Below are 16,710 nucleotides of genomic sequence, written 5' to 3'. Positions count from 1 at the left end.
CACAACATGACAAAGAAAACCACCAAAACCAAACCCAGCACCAGCCTCGCCGGCAAGGTGGTCAAGCTGCTGCACAGCCTGCTTGACGATGACGGCCAGCCGCACCCGTACGCCGGGCAAGAGGTCACCATCGTAGGCAGGATCAAACGCGCTGGCGCCGAGTCCTACGTCGCCACGACAGCCGACCAGACCGAAATAGACGTCAAGCACGACGACTGGGGCCCCACCGATGCCGAGATGCAAAAGGTGATTTCAGGCGAGAGCGGCACAACACCGCCCGACCTGGTCGAAGCACTTGCGGCGCCCGTCCTTGCCGAGCAGCTGGCCACCATTGCGCTTTATACCGACCCCACGCTCAACGTCGTCCAAAACATCGATCTTGACCTGATCGACGACTCACCATTCCAGTCGCGCACCGTCTACCCCGAGGACTACATCCAGGGCCTGGCCGAATCCATGAAGGTTGCCGGCATGCTGTCCGCAATGCTGCTGCGCCCTAAGGCTGACGGGCGGTTCGAGAACGTCTTCGGCCACTGCCGCAAGCGCGGCGCCAGGCTAGCCGGCGTGACGCATGGCCCCGCCATCGTGCGCGAGCTGACCGACGCCGAAAGCGCCCAGCTGCAGGCCATCGAGAACCTGCAGCGCAAAGACCTCGACCCCATCGACGAAGCCCGCAGCTTCGCCGACTACATCACGGCGCACAAGTGCACCAAAGATGAATTTTGCCGCCGTACCGGCCTGAGCCGCACACTGGTCTATAACCGCTTGAAGCTCGCCACCCTGGGTAAGGAAGGCCGCGACGCCATGCGCGCCGGCAAGATCAAGGCCGAGGTCGCCACGCTCATCGCCCGCGTGCCTAACGAAAAACACCAGGCCCAGGCCGTGAAGATGATTCTTGACAAGACCTGGAACGTCGAAGCGCCCGACGAAGTAATGACAACGCGCAAAGCCCGCGACATGCTGCGCGAAAAGTTCACCCTCACCCTCAAGGGCGTGCTGTGGGCGCAAGATGACGCCACCCTGGTACCCAGTGCAGGCGCCTGCACGGTATGCCCCAAACGGTCCGGCGTCGACCCGGTCCTCTACCAAGACCTGCTCGGGGATACCCGCTCGTACTACAGCCACCCCAAGGGCGAGAACGTGTGCACGGACCCCGCATGCTTCGATAGCAAAAAGACTGCGCAGCTCAAGGCGAATCAGACAGTGCTGGAGTCGAAAGGCAAGACGGTTATCGCCGGCAACAAAGCGCGGCAGGCCATCGGCGCCGATGGGCAGGTCAAAAACGGTTACATCCCCCTTTCAGAGGTGCGCGATGCGATCAAAAAGGCCACCGTTAAAGGCAAGCCCGCGCCCGAGGTTGTCATCAGCGTTATTCAGAATCCGCGGGACGGCAAAACAGTTGAGGTCGTCAAGATTGATGAGGTCAAGGCTGCCGGTGTCAAGGTCGCAGCGAGGCCCAAAAGCAACCATACGCACTACGGCTCACCAGAATGGAAGGAACAAGAAAAACAACGTGAGGCCGCGCGCGAAAAGTTGCGACAAGAGCAAGAACTACAGACGCGTTTCAACATGCACGTACTCGATAAGGTACGCGAAGCTGCTGCCCTGGTGACACGCAATGTGTTCGACCTGCAGCTTGTCGCTCGGGTTGCGCTGGACGGCGTCGCGCACCACGACACAGGCGCGCTCGAAAAGCTTTATAAGGTCGGCAGCATTGCCACACTGCACAAGATGGTCGGCTCGATGGACGCGACAGCGCTCGGGCAGCTCACCCTCGACTGCGCCCTGGTGTTCCATGTCAATGCCGCCCAATACGGCGCGAAACCACCCGGGCCGCTGCTGCAAGCAGCAAAGCACTACGGCGTGAACGTGGAAGAACTCAAGCGCATCGCCAAGTCTGCCGGCGCCGAAGTGAGCACAGGCAAGGCCGCGAAGGGCGCCAAGGGCAAAGCCAAAGCCGCAGCGCCAGCCGAGGCCGATGAAGAGCAGGAAGAGGGCGCTGAGGTAGAAGCATGAGCGCAAACACCAAAATCGAATGGGCCGACCACACCTTCAATCCGTGGGAGGGTTGCGTTAAGGTCGGCCCGGGGTGCGACAACTGCTATGCCGAGGCGCGCAATGCACGCTTTGGCGGCGGCGTTGCCGTCAACTGGGGGCCAGCTGCACCCAGGCGGCACACCAGCGCCGCTAACTGGCGCCAGCCTATCGCATGGGACAACGCACACGCCGAATTCCACGCCGCCCACGGCCGGCGCCAGCGCGTATTTTGTGCCAGCCTGGCCGACGTGTTCGACAACGCGGTGCCGGTCGCCTGGCGCATCGAGCTGCTCTACCTGATTTACCGCACGCCTCATCTCGACTGGATGCTGCTTACCAAGCGCATCGGCAATGCCCTCTACATGCTGGAACAAGCCGCGCGCAACCTGGTCGGCGGCCCACCTACCTGGTGGAATGCCAAGGCTTGGCCTAACGTCTGGATTGGCGCCACCATCGTCAACCAGGAAGAGGCCGACCGCGATATCGCCAAGCTGCTGCAGGTGAATGCCGCCGTGCGCTTCTTGAGCATGGAACCACTGCTCGGCCCGGTTACCTTCCGCTGGGCGTCATGGGTTGACCACGACAAGATGACCAAGGCGCACGGCCACGTCGACCACCTCGACGGCCTGCTCGGCATCGACTGGATAATCGCAGGCGGCGAAAGCGGGCCCAACGCTCGGCCGTCGCATCCAGACTGGTATCGCACCATCCGCGACCAGTGCACCCTGGCCGAGGTGCCGTTCCTGTTCAAGCAGTGGGGAGAATGGATTCCCCGCGATGCATGGAACCCACGGGCACCCAAGCCGCAGTGCGCCATACGACTTGACGGCAGCAACGTCGACGACGACACCACGCCGCAAGACGTGGGCGGCCACCGCCTCGAAAAAATCGGCAAGAAAGCCGCAGGCCGCGAACTCGACGGCCGCACGCACGACGACTTCCCCGAAGGGTGGCCAGCATGAACGCCTGCACCCATGACACGCCAGCGCGATCTGCAGTGACGGAATCGGAAATAGAGGCCGCCTTGACCGCCTGGAATCGATACGACCCTGGCGAAGAAAGGCTCGCCATGGGAGCAGCCCTTACTACGTTCCTGAACTCTCGCCAGAAACCTGCGCCCGCACCCCCTGACACACCAATCAAGCAACTCAAGGGCGGCGACCTGGCCAGGCTTGCCGGCATCTGGTGCAACGATCCCGATTTTCAGAAATGGATCATGGCAATAGACGCCTTGTCGGCAAAGAAAAAAATCTGCCTCAAGTGCGGCATAACCAGCCGCGCCGAACTCGACCACAACAAGCAGGCGGCGTATTACTTTCACAGGCTGATTCGTGAGCCGTACCGCCAGCACCTTCTAAGCAAAGGGGCGCCCCATGGCAGTCACTGAAAACGCCGCCACATCAGCCGCAGCCCTGGCCAGGTGGCGGGCTGACATGCAGACCATGACCGCAGCCGAACTGCTGGGCCAGCAGCTGGTGCAGCGCGGCGGCGAGCATGCCCTCATGGAGCTGCAGCGGCTGGGCGCCACGCCCGAGAACTGCCAGGCCATGCTGACCAGCTTGCGCGAAGGCCTGATGCTGATTCATGAAGTCGGCAATGCGCGCGGCATCCAACTGGCGAGTTACAGCCTATGAAGGCCCTCTCCATCCGCCAGCCCTGGGCATGGCTCATCGTGCAGGGTCACAAGCCGCTGGAAAATCGCACCTGGTCGACCAACTTCCGCGGCCCCATGCTCATCCATGCCAGCCAGGGCATGACACAGCAAGAGTACGAAGACGTGCACCGCTTTCTGCTCAGCAAGGAACGTCTGCAGCACCTGGCTGCGATCATCCCAGCGCCGGCCTCCCTGGAGCGCGGCGGCATCGTCGGCAGCGCCGAACTGACGGCATGCGTCAGTGAGTCCGATTCACCTTGGTACATGGGCGCATATGGCTTCATGCTGCGCAACGCCAGGCCGCTGCCATTCCGGCCATACAGGGGCGCCCTGCAGTTCTTTGAAGTGCCCGCAGAAGACTCGGCACCCGCTTCCAACATTCAACCCAGCCTCATTTAAGGAATTACCATGCCCACCAATCCACTGGAAACCACCGCCCCGCACGCCAGCCTGCAGGACTGCGCCTTCACCCTGGCATTTACCGGCGAAGGCGCTGCAGCCTTCGTCGTCACCGGTGGCTGGCCTGCAATGACCGCGCGCTACCGCATGGAAGTTTTTGGCATCGGCGCAGGCGAGCCGATTCCCAACACCGACGAATGGCAGGGCACGCTGGAGAACCTTGCGGACCTTGATGAATGTTGGGTAAACGACGAAGACGGCATACCGCTGTATTTTCACCAGGAGATAGGTGAGATATCTCAGGTGACGATTTATCGCCTGTCGTCAGACCTGCAGCCCGTCACGGCCGTGACGCACCACGCCCTGGCCGAGCTGGTGGAACTCAAGGACCTGCGCGACTCCCTGCCGGCCGACGACGACATTGAAGACACCGAAATCGCCGCGCGCTGGGTTGACTATCGGCAGCGCAAGCTGTCCGCGTGGCGGTACGCACGAGCCATCCTTGGCGCCGAGTCGCACGCATCAGCCGTGCGGCGCAGCGCCCCCTGGAGAATCGTAGAACGCATCTGCGATGCGCCCGAGGTTGACCAGGCCATCCGCAACCTGCTGGAAGACCAGACCGGCGACAATGCCGCCTTCATGGTGCGCGCAGTACTTGACGCCCTTGGCCCGCAATACGTCGCCGCCGCCGCCGAGCAGCGCCCCGACCTTCGCCACAGCGCAATCGACGTCTTGGCAGAGCGTACGCGGCAGATTGTCATACTTGACCGCGATGCCAAGCATGACGACACGGTGAACAGTCCTGGCGACCTTGCACGCGCCGCCGCAGCCTATTCACTGAGCGCCGGCGGCGAATTGAAGCAGGACTCACGGCCGCCGTCCAACGTGCCGCCGGCATGCTGGCCGTGGGGCACCAGGTGGTGGAATCCAAAAACAGCGCGCGAAGACCTGGTGCGCGCCGGCGCCCTGGTGTTGGCCGAGCTTGACCGAATTGACCGCGCATCATGAATAAATGTTTTGGCTTCGACGTCGTGCTTACCCCCGACCAGCCTAAGCTGCAGCTTGCACCAGGCGACTACATCACGCCCGCTTACCGCAAAGAAATTGACGCATGGCTGGTTGCCTTCCTCGGCACCCACAACACCCTCGCAGACGGACAAGCATTGATTGCCGAGCGGGCCGGCATCGTCTACATGAACCCCCGCACGCATACCCGCCTGCTTGCCGAGACGCGCCGCGCAGACCACCTCAGTCCCACCAAAGGAACGCTATGACAGCCACCGTGCAGACGGCTGCACCGTCGACCGTGATCTACCTTAAGCCGCTGTTCCTGGCCAGGGCGGATGCGGCGACCTACCTGTCCATATCCGAAAGCATGCTCGACAAGCTGGTCGCACAGGGCGAGCTGCAGCCGCCCCGCAAAATCAGCGCAGGGCGCTCCGGCTGGCTGGTGGAAGAGCTGGACACCTTCGGCCGCTCCAGGCCCGTCAGCGACCTCCTACCACCCCGCAACAGCGGCCACGGCCGCGCCGGCAAACAACCTTAAACTGCCTCCACCATCGAAAGGCCTGGCGTGACTGTCTTCCAACTTATTGAGCTGCTGAAAACATACCCCGGCGACATTGCAGTCGTTACGCGCGGACAAGAATACGGCGCCGACGCCGTCGAGTCCGTCGAGCTGGTGCACCTTGGTGAGGACGGGAATATGTTTAATGACCCCTGGCATGGCCGCTACAGCGTCAGCACCACCCCGAGAGAGAACTATCCACTGACAGCCCTGCACATCGGCCAGATCGCCGAGCCAGACGCCTAAGCAACCTTAGCCAGGCGCTCCAGCTCGGCCGACAGCTTACCCAGCCACAGACGCCGCTCTTTGTCATACGTGTATTCGTTGTATATGCCCTCGATTTCCGCGGGCATGTGCCCCAGGATGGCCTCTCCAACCTCTTTAATGCAGCCCAGGGACGCCAGAAGCGTCCGCCCAGCCCGTCGCAAGTGGTGAGGCGACCAGCCCGTCACCGGCAACACCAAGCCGTCGCCCTGCCGGCGTTGCGCCTTGAATGAATACGGCTGCAGGTCGTAGATGTAGGTTGACAGCCGGTGCTGCAGCAGCTGCTCGCCGTCCTCATCCGCAAACAGCCAGCCCGACGGACCCACGGCCTTAAGCCTGCGCTGCACAATCTTTTTCGCTCGGCCGACCAGCGGCACCCGAAGATCGACGGCGTCTTCGTACCGTGCATTTTTGGTCAGCGCCTTTGGCACGGTCCACCACAGCCCATCCTTTTCCTCGGCTACGTGCTCCGGCCGCATACCGAAGATCTCGACGCCGCGCGCACAGGTCCAGAGGTACATCTCGCAGGCGTCACGCGCCCACTCATGCATGTTCGGCAGCCAGGCCAGCAGCTGGCCAATCTCGGCCGCCGGCAGCGTGCGACGCTTTTGGCCGACGTGCTTGCCGCCCAATAGCTTGCCCTTGCTTTTAAGCCGCCCCTTCATGATCATCCGCCACCAATTGGGCACGTTGCCATCGAGCCTGCCGGCGTCGAGCGCATAGTCCCAGGCCGCGCCAAGCTCGGAGCGAATCTTCGCGGTCGACGTCGGCCGGTCTTTGCGCCGGTCCAGGATATCGAAGGCCTGGGCCCGGGTGATCGACGCGGCCGGCGTGCCGGCGAACTCGGCCTCGGCTTCGAGCAGCACCTCCAGGCGCCGGCGCGTGGCCTTGGCGCCTCTTGTCTGCCGGTGCTGGTCGACGTGGCCCTGCAGGTAATCGGCGACCAGCGCCTGCACCTGGTAGAGCGCAGGGTCCTGCGCCGCCACCTTCACAGCCTGGCGTGCCTCGCGGCGCAGCTGGCCAGGGTCGATGCCCTCGCCACGCTGGGCCCGAAGCTTCGCCCACTCGGCCGCTGCCGGCTGCACGGCCATCGCTGGCCATTGGCCGATGCCTATCTGTTTCATGCGGCCGGTGCCTGGCGCTTTGTAGCGATAGGTCCAGCTCTTGCGCGTGGCGCTGGCCTCCAGGCGCAGGCCGGGGCAACCGTCGACGACCAGGTGCTCGCCTGGCTGCAGCAGCTTGGCCGCGCGCGCATCAAAGAACATGGGACTTATACTCCGGGCTATGACCACCACCAGGCGGCCGGGCATGGGAAAGGGCAGCAGGTCAAAAACCTACGCCGAAACCTACGCCGAGAGTGTAAGTGCAGATAGTGGCATGTGGGCGAATGTGGGGCGGTGCAAAATGAGCCCGGCTTAAATTCCCCTCGACAGACCACAGCAAAGCGCAAAAACCTGTTGCGCATCAACAGGTTACGAAACGCGGGTGTAGTTCAATGGTAGAACGGCAGCTTCCCAAGCTTCATACGAGGGTTCGATTCCCTTCACCCGCTCCATATCTCTGTAATTGATTGATTTCTTTCAAGAATGGCGACCGCGCTGGCCGCCGTTGCGGGTCCATTCGACGAGCCTGTTAGACATGATCGCTCACTTCATCGATCGATTTGACTTTCAGATCACCGTCAAATCTGCCAGCCATGTACGCAGACAAACAATCTGAGAACTCGTCGAGGAGCGCCAACCCTTTCGGGTCGTGGTCGTTCTCGGCGGCAAGTGTGAGTCGCGAACCGTCCCAGGCGCATGTAAGGTTCGCGTGCCATTTGCGATGCTCCGCAAACTCCTTCGCGATATCGATGGCAGCCTCCGAGCCAGCATCCTTCGGAACACCGTCGCATACGAGAACGGCTCGATAGATCATGTTTAACGTTGGAGATGAGAGGCGTGGCCCGGCTCGCCGGGGCACGTCCTCTCGATTAAAGGGTTAGGTCACTGGTTGATCTCGGTACGGCGGCCAGTTCCTTCTTGCTCTAGGACCATACGATCGATCTTCCATTGCCCCATGTCTTTCGTGGCTTCTACAAACACTGTTCCCTTCCCGTTTGGACCGCTAACGCTGTAGGAGAGACTTGCGTTTCCTCGCGGACCCGAAACCTGCATGCTCCCCATAGGAAAACCGGTCTCCACCGGGCGGCCGATCTGTTGAACGCCTTCCGGGCTTGCCTGCAGCCTAGACAGAGACAGCTGAAATGCATCACTACTCTTTATCGACGCTGCGATTACAAAGAAGAGAGCGATGAACAAAGCGATGAAAGCGAAAAAGGCTATGGCGCCCCACCTAGCCCACTTTCTTTGGGTTGCCTTGAAGTGTTCGATGCTCTCCCAGCGCTTGTTTCGCCACGCCCAGGAACTGCCTTTGGCGCCAAGTACAAAGAGCATGACGAAGCCTACAAACGGAACGAACACCAGCAACGCGATGAATGTGCTGTTTCCTATACCCCAGATCCAATTCAGCAGGAATGCTCCCCAGTTCCAGCGATCGATCTCTGCGGGAACGTTCGCTAACGCTCCTTGGCCTGATGTGTTTTCCATTGGCGCCTCCTCGCGCATCGAGTGATCTAACGTTGGAGATGAAAGGCTTGCCGGGGCAAACCTGCCGCGAGAGCCGCCATGGCGATGTGATTCCATAGACGGAACACGCGGAGTTGAGGGCCGAATCTTCCCATGAGCTCTAACGTCGGAGGGAACCGGCGCCCACCCAAGGTGGCCGCGCAGCGGCCAGACGCCTCTGGGCGTCCGTGTTGACTGACCAGTTAGGGCGCATTCTCGACAAACGCGGCATCAAGCCTATTACCACGGACAGACACTTTGGCTCCAACTGGAAAGTTCTCCCACCGACGACCGGCATCATAAGAGCGTGGCTCAGATGAACAGTCTGAGCCAACGCCAGGATAAACCACCAACTGGCGAGACCCGACGGCGACCTCCGCGCTCGAACTCGCTATCACGTTCAATTCAAGAGCCAGCATGGCCTGAGGCACGCGCTCTCGCCCAAATGGAAGGATGACCTCGCGTAAGCCAACGACCTCGGCAACATAGTTGTACTTGTAGGGGTCAACCATCATTTTGCCATCCGGACCAATTTTTGGCGGCGGTGGCGAGCAAGCCATGGCAGCTTCCGCCAGAAGGCTGATCAACGTGCACGCGAGAATCTTTGCAACTTGCATGTGGGCACCCTAACGTAGAAATGACCGGACCACCAACAGTTGCGGCGAAGCCGGCTCCTGCTGTTGTGGGTCCGTGTCGATTGAAATGTTAAGACTCACACCTTAGTCCTCGGAGCCAAGACGCCTTGAAACACGCGCCCTTACCTTTTCTCTAAGCGCTGAATCGCCGCGAGGGTCCATTCCCTCCGTAACGAACACTCTGTCAGTAAACCCATCGACGTCCTTCGCTAAGGTGATGAAGCTCCCGCTATCTCTCGCAGCCTTACTGAAGCCCAAAACAGAGCTCAACTCGGCTAACAGTGCATTCACGGCGGCGGCGTTCGGGTTGTCTTACATGTGAGGCCTAACGTCGAAGCTGACCGGAACGCAACGCATGCCGCGCAGCGCCCCCCCGCAGGTGCGTTTCCGTGTCGAGCGACCAGTTAGAGCTTCTTGCCGTCGGTTTCATCGGTCACCATCTTTCCGTCCACTACGAATTCCTTCAGCGATGCGGCTTTTTTTCCCACTAAGAGGTAGTAGGCTCCGACACCGATGAATGCAAGCCCACCCAATAGAGGTTTAACCGGTACAGGTCCGTCACTGAGCAGGACGACAAGTACGATAGCAATGCCAATTAAGACTGCGCCTCCACCGGCGATCTGATTTCTCATAATTCCTCCTACAGAAAAGGTTGTGAACTGGCCGTATCACACAAGAAGCCGAGAGTGTCTGCCAAAGGCTCTAACGTTCGACGTAAGGGGCGGATTGCGCATACGCGCAAGATGCCCCTTGACGGAGGGGTTAGCCATCTGCCCGTTCACCACAGGTCTTCCTCTTTGCGCTCACCAGTTGCCATGACCTCAACTTGCATGGGGAACACGGCCTGCTCACCGAGGGCCGCTGAGAGCTCTTTGGCAGCCTGCAAAGCCAAAGCATGAAGGGCGCTGTTGAACTGGTAGGACTTTCCGCTATGAAAGACACCGAAGCATGGCCCGGTGATGTAACCCACAAGGCTCTTGCCACCTCGCGTGGTTGCTCGAACACCGAGGTATAGGTAGTTGAATGGAGAAGTCGCGGCCAGCGGAGGAAGTGGGAAAGAGTATTCGTCGTTGTTCCTGATGAGCAAGACGAGCTGTTCGACTTCTTGACGGTTGTATCCGAAGTCGACAAAGGCATCAATGTCATCGGGCTCGTAGTAGGTCGCCCACACCGGAAAGTCGATGAAATCCTGCTCGCAGAATTGGTGATTGAGCTTGGCGAGTGCGGTGTTCATAGATGGCTAACGTTTGACATGAGAGGCGCTCGGAGGCCGAAGGCTGGAAAGCGTCCTCTCGATGGAAGGGTTAGGCGCCTCTTCGCTTGAAGCAAGTGGAATCATCGAGGGCAACCCGAGCCGTCGCAGGAAGCATAGGACTGCAAGTCTTGGTTTCTGCGGCTGGTCATTATTGCCAAACATCCTGAATGGACTACGCCATAGCCGGTGCCGCCCGTCCAAGCGATGGCTTCGTACTCGCACGTGGCGTCGCGGAAGCTGAGCCAAGCTCTCTGAGCCTTTATCAACTTTTGCTTTGCAGCGGGAGTTTCCAGACTGCGCAGCAGCTTCTGATACGTCTCGTTGAGTTTGATGTCTTCGCCAACCGCATTGAGGTATGCGCATTGCCGCATGTACGGAGTTACTCCGCTACTGCAGCCCTCCTCGAGCGATTTCTTGACCTCTTCAACGGTCGTACCTTCCCGTTTAGCGATCTTCGAGATCAGTTCGTGATCGGTAGTCTCGTCTCCAGCTTTTGAACCGCACGAAATGATCAGAAAGAGAAGTGGCAATAAATGCCGGTAATGCGTAGTCATGCTCTAGGCGCCTAACGTAATTTAGACCGCAAAACCTGTGGCTTAACTTGGCGGCTGAGGTTTAACTTGGCCATAAAAATCGTCCGAAAGCCTCTTGTTTATTGGGGTTTTGGCAAATATTTTGTATTTTCATACAGGTATAAATACTTCCATGAAACCCGGCAACCCAGCGCTGCAATCGACCTGCTTGCTCGACCAGGTCAGGGAGCGGATTCGCTATCTTCACTATAGCTTCAGCACCGAGAAGCTCTATGTGTACTGGGTACGTTTTTTCATCCGCTGGCATGGTTTGAAGCATCCGCGCGACATGGGGGCGAAGGAGATTGAGGACTTTCTGACTATGTTGGCCACGGAACGCAAGGTTTCAGCATCCACACACAACCAGGCCCTGAGCGCGTTGCTGTTCTTATGCCGGGAGGTGCTTGGCGTCGATCTGCCCTGGCTCGACAACATCAACCGACCGACCCGCGCAGTGGCATAGAGCGCCGTCATCATCTGTATGAAGAGCGATTGCAGCGCAGCCTGAAGCAGGCGTTCAAGCTTGCCGGCATCGTCAGGCCGGTATCGGCGCACACGCTGCACCACAGCTTCGCCACCCATCTCCTGCAGGCGGGAACCGACATCCGCACGGTGCAGGAACTGCTGGGCCACTCTGATGTGAGCACCACCATGATTTACACGCATGTGCTGAAGGTTGAGGCCAGGCAGACAATGAGTCCGCTGGATTCGATCACTGGTGAGCAAGGAATGTCTGCTTTGCGGTGAGGCAGTCATCTATGACGAACCACCGCGCCGCTTCAACCATCTCATTAAGCCGCCGACCACAGGCAACTTCTCGTACAGTTCTTCAGCCGCATCCCAATAGTCCCGGTGCAGCGTGATGCGGCCTTCGCCATCGAGCACCAGGTGCGAGCCACCCAGAATGCACTGGGCCTTTCCCCGCTGGAACCGCTTGAAGGCAAAGTGGAATTCCCAGGTCAGGAAGCATTGCTCGCCTTGCACGATACGCCCGGTGATGACAAAGCGCGGACTCTCCAGGCTCACGTACATGTGGCGAAAAATGCGCTGAATTTCGGCCAGGCCCTGCACGTCGTTGAAGGGGTCCTTGAAGCGCGCATCGGGCGCGTAGAGGGCGCTCAAGGTTTCCACGCCGGCGGGCGTGAGGGTCTGGAAGGCGTCGACGATTCGGTCGACAGCGGAGTCGGCGGGGTTCATGGAATTTCTAGGCCTGTCTGAGGCGGCGTGTCGCCGCGAAAAACACAGGGTAAGGCAAAAGCCGCAGGGCCTTCATCCAGCGGGTGAAACGTTTGGGGAAGTGGATTTCAAATTCTCCGCGTGCCCAGCCTTTCAGGATTTCGCGTGCCGCCTGTTCGGGCGTGATCAAGGCGGGCATTTTGAACTGGTTCTGGCGCGTTAGCGGCGTGTTCACAAAGCCGGGGTTGATGATGGACACGCCCACACCCTGTGCATGCAGGTCCAGGTACAGGGTTTCGGCGAGGTTGATGAGAGCGGCCTTGGTCGGGCCGTAGGCCAGGCTGTTGGGCAGGCCGCGATAGCCGGCCACGCTGCCCATCAGGCTGATGTGGCCGCGCTGGCCGGTGTGCGTGCGGGGCGGCCGCGCCAGCAGCTGCGGCACCACGGCGTCGAGCATGTAGAGCGCGCCCAGGTAATTCACTTCGTTGTGGCGCAGCAGGTCGCCCAGGTCCATGTGGGCGGCGTCCATGGCATGGTAGTGGCCCGCGCAGTACACCACGCAATCCAGTGCGCCCTGCGCGGCCAGGTCTGCTGCCGCGGCCTTGACGGCGCGCGCGTCCGTCACGTCCAGCGGCAGGGACATGGCGCCGGCGTGCGCATCGACGAAGGCGCTGAGCGCTTCGCTGTTGCGGGCCGACACCACAACCTTCGCGCCTTGGGCGTGCAGCGCCGACGCGGTGGCGCGGCCTATGCCGGTGGAGGCGCCCACCAGCCAGACCGTACGGCCGCGCCAGTCCTGCATGCGGGAGTTCAGTGCCATGGTGTCCTATCGTTTGATAAAGGAGAGCGTCACCTCGCCCAGCCCCACGCCCCATTTGCGCATGGCGGCTTTGTTGAGCATGACTTTGTCGTTCATGAGGTACATCCAGTCATCAAACTGCACGTTGATGACCCGGCCGTCCACCGGCAAGGCCAGGGTGTAGGCCCAGTTGAAAGCGTTGCCGCTTTGCCGGCCCTCGGCCGTGCCCACCACGTCGTCCGCCTGGCCGCTGTAGCGGCCGTCGGCGTGGCGCGTCAGGCGCCAGATGCGCCGCTGGGTGGTGCCGTCCGAATAGCTGAAGGCTTCGTCGAGCACGCCGGCATCGCCCTTCCAGGTGCAGGTCATCACCACGGTAAAGCGCTTGACGACCTTGCCCGAACGGTCGGTGAAGATGCCGTAAGCGTCGAGCGTTCCATTGAAGTAGTCGCGCAGTTCCAGCACCGGGGTTTCTTTGGCGTAGTCCTGGACTTGCGGCGTGCTGCATGCGCCCAGCAAGGCGGCGCACACCAGGGCGGCAAGAAGAAGTGGGCGGTGGAAGAAGCTGCGTTGTGTCATGGGGTTTGCGGCTGGGCCGTCGGCGGGAGGATGAAAAAATGGAGCGCGCCGGCCGCAAGAGCCTTGAGCGCGCAGGGCAGGAGGCAGTAGGCGGCGGTGAGCAAGGCGGACGCATTGGCATCCCGCACACCGGGCACATAACCCAGCCAGCCCAGCAAAGGCAGGGCCAGGCCGGCGGCCAGCGCCAGGTTCAGTTTGGTGGCGAAGTTCCACCAGCCAAAGTAAGCGCCTTCAGCGCGGCCGCGGTCACCGGCCCTGGCGATGACACCTGCCAGCAGTGCGCCGGGAAGGACCAGGTCGCTGCCCAAAGCCGCGCCCGACAAGGTGCACACCAGCAAAAACCAGGGCGCATCGCCCGCGCCCAGCTGGCTCGCGCCCAGGAAAACGGCAATGGACAGCAGCATGCCGAAGCGCCAGCTGTGCACCAGCCCCCAGCGCTTGACCCCGCGCAGCCACAGCGGCATGGACAGCGCGCCGCACACAAAGTACACCGCCAGCGCGGCGGACTGCATGGCCCCGCTGGCCTGCAGGCGGTCCTGCAGGAAGAACAGCACCAGCGTCGCCGGGATGGCGCTGGCAATGCCGTTGAGCAGGTAGACGCCCAGGAGCCGGCGAAAGCCGGGGTTGCGCCACGGGTGCCAGAGCGTGTGGGGTGCCGCGGTCATGGTCGCATGGCGATGCCGCGCTGGCTGAGGCGCTGCGCGCCAGGCCCACCAGCCCCCTGCCAGGCCGAAGAACAGCAGGGCCAGCATGGCGGGCAGGCCCAGAAGCGCGGGAGTGACCGACGCGAGCAACACCCCGACCAGGCCCAGGCCTTCGCGCCAGGCCACCACGCGGCTGCGGTAGAGCGCGTCACCGCCGAGCATGGCGCCCCAGGACTGATGCGCGACCGACAAGGCGCTGTAGGCCGCATAGGTCACCACCAGCCAGAACCCTGCCCACCAAAGCAAGACCCCGGGTTCACTCACCAGCGGCACAAATAAAAAAGAAAATCCCACGGCCAGCACGGCGGCCGCCACCGCGCCCATTGCCAGCACCGCGCGCAGCGAGGCGGCATACAAGCGATCGCATAAACGGCCCAGCAGCGGATCAATGACCGCATCGAGCAGGCGCGCGCCCAGCAGCACGGCGCCCAAAGCCGCCAGCGACACCCCCCAATGGCGCGCATACAGATTGGGCATCAAGACATAAAGGGGCAGAGCGCAAAACGCCAGGGGCAGACCCAGCAGGCCGTAGCGCACGCCGTCACCCACACTCCAGGCCTGGGGTGTCGTTTCGGTTTGGACTGCCGTGCGGAGATTCATGGTGCGGCGCCCGCCGGGGCCGGTGATTTTTCCTGCGCCAGCAGCGCGCGGCGCAACTGCGGCTCGGAGGTTTGCGGTGACAGCCAGATGCCGAAGAAGAGTTTGGCAAACAGCGGGTCGCGCACTTCACCGATCAGGCGGCCATTGATCCAGAACACCGCGCCCGTGGCGGGCTGGTTCAAACCGGTGATGCGATCGCCGGCGCTGACATCGGGAAACAGCGCACGCATCTGGTTTTCCCAGGCGGTTTCCTGCGCCGAGGTGATGCTCGCCTGGCGGCGCATCTCGGCAATGGACCGTTTGGCGATGTCCGCACCCTTGAAGTCACGCAGGTAGGCCAGCTCCAACGCAAACGGACTTTGCTCATAACCCGACCCGGCAAACCCGGGGGCGACCCAGAGGGTGGCCTGGTAGACCTCAAAGCCCCAGAACCTGAACCTGGCCTGGCCGGACAGGCTGGCCGAGGGCAGGCTGGGTCGCAGTTCCTGCGGCAAGGCCTGGGCGGACACGCCAGGCAGGCAGCCGGCCACCGCCAATACCGCGCAGGCAGCCGCGTTTTTCATGCCAGTCATGCCGGAGGCGAAAGCGCGGCGGGCTTGCGCAAGGTGAACTGCATCAGGTTGATGTCACCGGTGTCAAAGGCGGCCTCGCAGTAGGCCAGGTAAAACGCCCAGATCCGCATGAAGCGCTCGTCAAAGCCGAGCGCCGCCACCTCGGCCCCGCGCGCCGTGAAGGCATCGCGCCAGCGGCGCAGGGTCTCGGCGTAGTCCGCGCCGAACGCGAACTCGTCCACCACTTCCAGCCCCGCGGCCCGGGCCTGGCGGCGAAACTCCCGCGGGCAGGGCAGGCAGCCGCCGGGGAAGATGTACTGCTGGATGAAGTCGGTCGACCTCACATAACGGTCGAACAGCGCGTCGTTGATGACGATGCTTTGCACGCAGGCCCGCGCGCCGGGTTTGAGCAGGCGGCTCACGGCGGCAAAGTACGTGGGCCAATAGGCTTGCCCCACGGCCTCCACCATCTCGATGGAGCAGATCGCGTCAAACGGCGCGTCCGGGATGTCGCGGTAGTCCTGCAGGCGCAGATCGGCGCGCCCGCCCGCGCCGGTGCTCACGCCCAGGCGCCGCATGCGCTCGTCGGCATAGGCCAGCTGCTCCGTGCTCAGTGTCACGCCCACCACGGTCGCGCCCCGTTCAATGGCGGCTTGCTCGGCCAGCGCGCCCCAGCCGCAGCCGATTTCCAGCACACGGTCGCCGGGCTTCACGCCGGCCACGTCGAGCGCGCGGCGCACCTTGGCGTTTTGCGCCTCGGGCAAGGGGCGGGACAGGTCGCCGTCGAACCAGGCGCCGGAGTAGTTCATGGTCTCATCCAGCCACAGCCGGTAAAACGCGTTGCCCAGGTCGTAGTGGGCGTGGATGTTCTTGCGGCTGTTGGCGCGGCTGTTGTGGTGCAGCAGGTGTCGGGCGCGGTACAGCAGCCGCCCGAACCATGTGCCGAAGATCATGGCATCGATCTCCCGGCGATTGGCGGAGAACAGCTTGAGCAGTTCGGTCAGGTTGGGCGTGCTCCAGTCGCCGGCGATGTAGCTCTCGGCAAAGCCGATGTCGCCGGACTTGAGCGCGGCACCGAACACCTTCCAGTTGTGCAGCGTGATGCTGGCACTGGGGTGCCCAGGCATGTGCATGTCATGCTGCTGCGGGTGCTCACCAAAGCGGCGCTGCGAGCCGTCGGGCAGGTGCAAGGTCAGCGCGCCGTGGCGCAGGTTTTGCAGCAGGCGCAGCGCGCTTCGGGCGGCAGCCGGCGCATTCTCTGGAAACGCGAGGCCTTGGGCGGTGCGGGTAACGGCGTTCATGTCGGACTCCTCAA

At 62.0% G+C, this 16,710-nt stretch carries 24 protein-coding genes and 1 tRNA gene; 12 read left to right on the top strand and 13 right to left on the bottom strand.

Features of this window, described 5'->3' with window-relative positions; genetic code table 11:
* Window positions 1-6 precede the first annotated feature (6 nt).
* The 9 genes from AC1D09_RS06370 to AC1D09_RS06330 are packed head-to-tail and all read left to right on the top strand — an operon-like array spanning window position 7 to window position 5,903.
* Window positions 7-2,016 carry a ParB/RepB/Spo0J family partition protein gene (locus AC1D09_RS06370; protein WP_477663368.1) on the top strand — a complete coding sequence of 670 codons (2,010 nt, stop codon included), beginning with the start codon at window positions 7-9 and terminating at the stop codon, window positions 2,014-2,016.
* The gene (locus AC1D09_RS06365; RefSeq protein ID WP_477663367.1) at window positions 2,013-2,999 is read left to right on the top strand and encodes a phage Gp37/Gp68 family protein; all 987 of its coding nucleotides are present in this window, start codon (window positions 2,013-2,015) and stop codon (window positions 2,997-2,999) included. The genes AC1D09_RS06370 and AC1D09_RS06365 overlap by 4 nt, the downstream gene beginning before the upstream one ends.
* Window positions 2,996-3,424 (top strand): hypothetical protein, encoded by a 429-nt coding sequence (locus tag AC1D09_RS06360; protein WP_477663366.1) that lies wholly within the window; start codon window positions 2,996-2,998, stop codon window positions 3,422-3,424. The genes AC1D09_RS06365 and AC1D09_RS06360 overlap by 4 nt, the downstream gene beginning before the upstream one ends.
* A complete protein-coding gene (locus AC1D09_RS06355) occupies window positions 3,411-3,671 on the top strand; it encodes a hypothetical protein (RefSeq protein WP_477663365.1) in 261 nt (86 codons plus the stop codon). The genes AC1D09_RS06360 and AC1D09_RS06355 overlap by 14 nt, the downstream gene beginning before the upstream one ends.
* On the top strand, window positions 3,668-4,090 hold the full coding sequence (locus tag AC1D09_RS06350; RefSeq protein ID WP_477663364.1) for an ASCH domain-containing protein: 423 nt from the start codon (window positions 3,668-3,670) through the stop codon (window positions 4,088-4,090). The genes AC1D09_RS06355 and AC1D09_RS06350 overlap by 4 nt, the downstream gene beginning before the upstream one ends.
* Window positions 4,091-4,099: 9 nt before the next feature.
* A complete protein-coding gene (locus AC1D09_RS06345; RefSeq protein WP_477663363.1) occupies window positions 4,100-5,098 on the top strand; it encodes a hypothetical protein in 999 nt (332 codons plus the stop codon).
* Window positions 5,095-5,364: a hypothetical protein gene (locus AC1D09_RS06340; protein ID WP_477663362.1), complete on the top strand. Its 270-nt coding sequence runs from the start codon at window positions 5,095-5,097 to the stop codon at window positions 5,362-5,364. Before AC1D09_RS06345 ends, AC1D09_RS06340 begins: the two co-directional genes overlap by 4 nt.
* Window positions 5,361-5,636 carry a helix-turn-helix transcriptional regulator gene (locus AC1D09_RS06335; RefSeq protein WP_477663361.1) on the top strand — a complete coding sequence of 92 codons (276 nt, stop codon included), beginning with the start codon at window positions 5,361-5,363 and terminating at the stop codon, window positions 5,634-5,636. Before AC1D09_RS06340 ends, AC1D09_RS06335 begins: the two co-directional genes overlap by 4 nt.
* A 27-nt stretch (window positions 5,637-5,663) precedes the next feature.
* The gene (locus AC1D09_RS06330; protein ID WP_477663360.1) at window positions 5,664-5,903 is read left to right on the top strand and encodes a hypothetical protein; all 240 of its coding nucleotides are present in this window, start codon (window positions 5,664-5,666) and stop codon (window positions 5,901-5,903) included.
* Here AC1D09_RS06330 and AC1D09_RS06325 read toward each other — a convergent pair.
* Window positions 5,900-7,186: a tyrosine-type recombinase/integrase gene (locus tag AC1D09_RS06325; protein WP_477663359.1), complete on the bottom strand. Its 1,287-nt coding sequence runs from the start codon at window positions 7,184-7,186 to the stop codon at window positions 5,900-5,902. The two genes, AC1D09_RS06330 and AC1D09_RS06325, sit on opposite strands and share 4 nt — an antisense overlap.
* A 216-nt stretch (window positions 7,187-7,402) precedes the next feature.
* Here AC1D09_RS06325 and AC1D09_RS06320 point away from each other — a divergent pair.
* Window positions 7,403-7,476: transfer RNA gene (locus AC1D09_RS06320), tRNA-Gly, on the top strand.
* A gap of 77 nt (window positions 7,477-7,553) precedes the next feature.
* On the opposite strand, the gene AC1D09_RS06315 is transcribed toward AC1D09_RS06320, so the two are convergent.
* The 6 genes from AC1D09_RS06315 to AC1D09_RS06290 form a co-directional block, all read right to left on the bottom strand.
* The gene (locus AC1D09_RS06315; RefSeq protein ID WP_477663358.1) at window positions 7,554-7,838 is read right to left on the bottom strand and encodes a hypothetical protein; all 285 of its coding nucleotides are present in this window, start codon (window positions 7,836-7,838) and stop codon (window positions 7,554-7,556) included.
* A 68-nt stretch (window positions 7,839-7,906) separates the two neighbouring features.
* Window positions 7,907-8,509, bottom strand: coding sequence for a cytochrome c oxidase assembly factor Coa1 family protein (locus AC1D09_RS06310; RefSeq protein WP_477663357.1), 603 nt, complete (start codon window positions 8,507-8,509; stop codon window positions 7,907-7,909).
* A 221-nt stretch (window positions 8,510-8,730) separates the two neighbouring features.
* The gene (locus tag AC1D09_RS06305; RefSeq protein ID WP_477663356.1) at window positions 8,731-9,144 is read right to left on the bottom strand and encodes a hypothetical protein; all 414 of its coding nucleotides are present in this window, start codon (window positions 9,142-9,144) and stop codon (window positions 8,731-8,733) included.
* Between the two features lie 422 nt (window positions 9,145-9,566).
* A complete protein-coding gene (locus AC1D09_RS06300) occupies window positions 9,567-9,794 on the bottom strand; it encodes a hypothetical protein (protein ID WP_477663355.1) in 228 nt (75 codons plus the stop codon).
* A gap of 146 nt (window positions 9,795-9,940) precedes the next feature.
* Window positions 9,941-10,396, bottom strand: a complete 456-nt coding sequence (locus AC1D09_RS06295; RefSeq protein WP_477663354.1) for a hypothetical protein — start codon at window positions 10,394-10,396, stop codon at window positions 9,941-9,943.
* A 101-nt stretch (window positions 10,397-10,497) separates the two neighbouring features.
* Entirely contained in the window at window positions 10,498-10,971 is a 474-nt protein-coding gene (locus AC1D09_RS06290; protein WP_477663353.1) for a lysozyme inhibitor LprI family protein, read from the bottom strand.
* 151 nt (window positions 10,972-11,122) lie between these two features.
* Between AC1D09_RS06290 and AC1D09_RS06285 the strand changes: the two genes are divergently transcribed.
* Both AC1D09_RS06285 and AC1D09_RS06280 read left to right on the top strand, forming a co-directional pair.
* Window positions 11,123-11,452: a phage integrase N-terminal SAM-like domain-containing protein gene (locus AC1D09_RS06285; RefSeq protein ID WP_477663352.1), complete on the top strand. Its 330-nt coding sequence runs from the start codon at window positions 11,123-11,125 to the stop codon at window positions 11,450-11,452.
* Between the two features lie 29 nt (window positions 11,453-11,481).
* Window positions 11,482-11,736 (top strand): tyrosine-type recombinase/integrase, encoded by a 255-nt coding sequence (locus AC1D09_RS06280; RefSeq protein ID WP_477663351.1) that lies wholly within the window; start codon window positions 11,482-11,484, stop codon window positions 11,734-11,736.
* Between the two features lie 9 nt (window positions 11,737-11,745).
* Here the strand turns inward: AC1D09_RS06280 and AC1D09_RS06275 are convergent, their stop codons facing one another.
* From AC1D09_RS06275 to AC1D09_RS06250, 6 genes are read right to left on the bottom strand one after another with little or no spacing between them, the layout of a single operon-like run.
* Window positions 11,746-12,186: a nuclear transport factor 2 family protein gene (locus AC1D09_RS06275; protein WP_477663350.1), complete on the bottom strand. Its 441-nt coding sequence runs from the start codon at window positions 12,184-12,186 to the stop codon at window positions 11,746-11,748.
* 7 nt (window positions 12,187-12,193) lie between these two features.
* Window positions 12,194-12,985 carry an SDR family NAD(P)-dependent oxidoreductase gene (locus AC1D09_RS06270; protein ID WP_477663349.1) on the bottom strand — a complete coding sequence of 264 codons (792 nt, stop codon included), beginning with the start codon at window positions 12,983-12,985 and terminating at the stop codon, window positions 12,194-12,196.
* A gap of 6 nt (window positions 12,986-12,991) precedes the next feature.
* Window positions 12,992-13,540, bottom strand: coding sequence for a DUF3833 domain-containing protein (locus tag AC1D09_RS06265; protein WP_477663348.1), 549 nt, complete (start codon window positions 13,538-13,540; stop codon window positions 12,992-12,994).
* Window positions 13,537-14,844, bottom strand: a complete 1,308-nt coding sequence (locus tag AC1D09_RS06260; protein WP_477663347.1) for an MFS transporter — start codon at window positions 14,842-14,844, stop codon at window positions 13,537-13,539. The genes AC1D09_RS06265 and AC1D09_RS06260 overlap by 4 nt, the downstream gene beginning before the upstream one ends.
* Entirely contained in the window at window positions 14,841-15,407 is a 567-nt protein-coding gene (locus AC1D09_RS06255) for a chalcone isomerase family protein (protein ID WP_477663346.1), read from the bottom strand. The genes AC1D09_RS06260 and AC1D09_RS06255 overlap by 4 nt, the downstream gene beginning before the upstream one ends.
* A gap of 5 nt (window positions 15,408-15,412) precedes the next feature.
* Complete coding sequence (locus AC1D09_RS06250; protein ID WP_477663345.1) at window positions 15,413-16,696, bottom strand: class I SAM-dependent methyltransferase; 1,284 nt, start codon at window positions 16,694-16,696, stop codon at window positions 15,413-15,415.
* Between the last annotated feature and the right edge of the window lie 14 nt (window positions 16,697-16,710).

Source organism: Polaromonas sp. P1_A2, from assembly GCF_056406895.1.
This window is presented reverse-complemented; position numbering and strand designations above follow the sequence as displayed.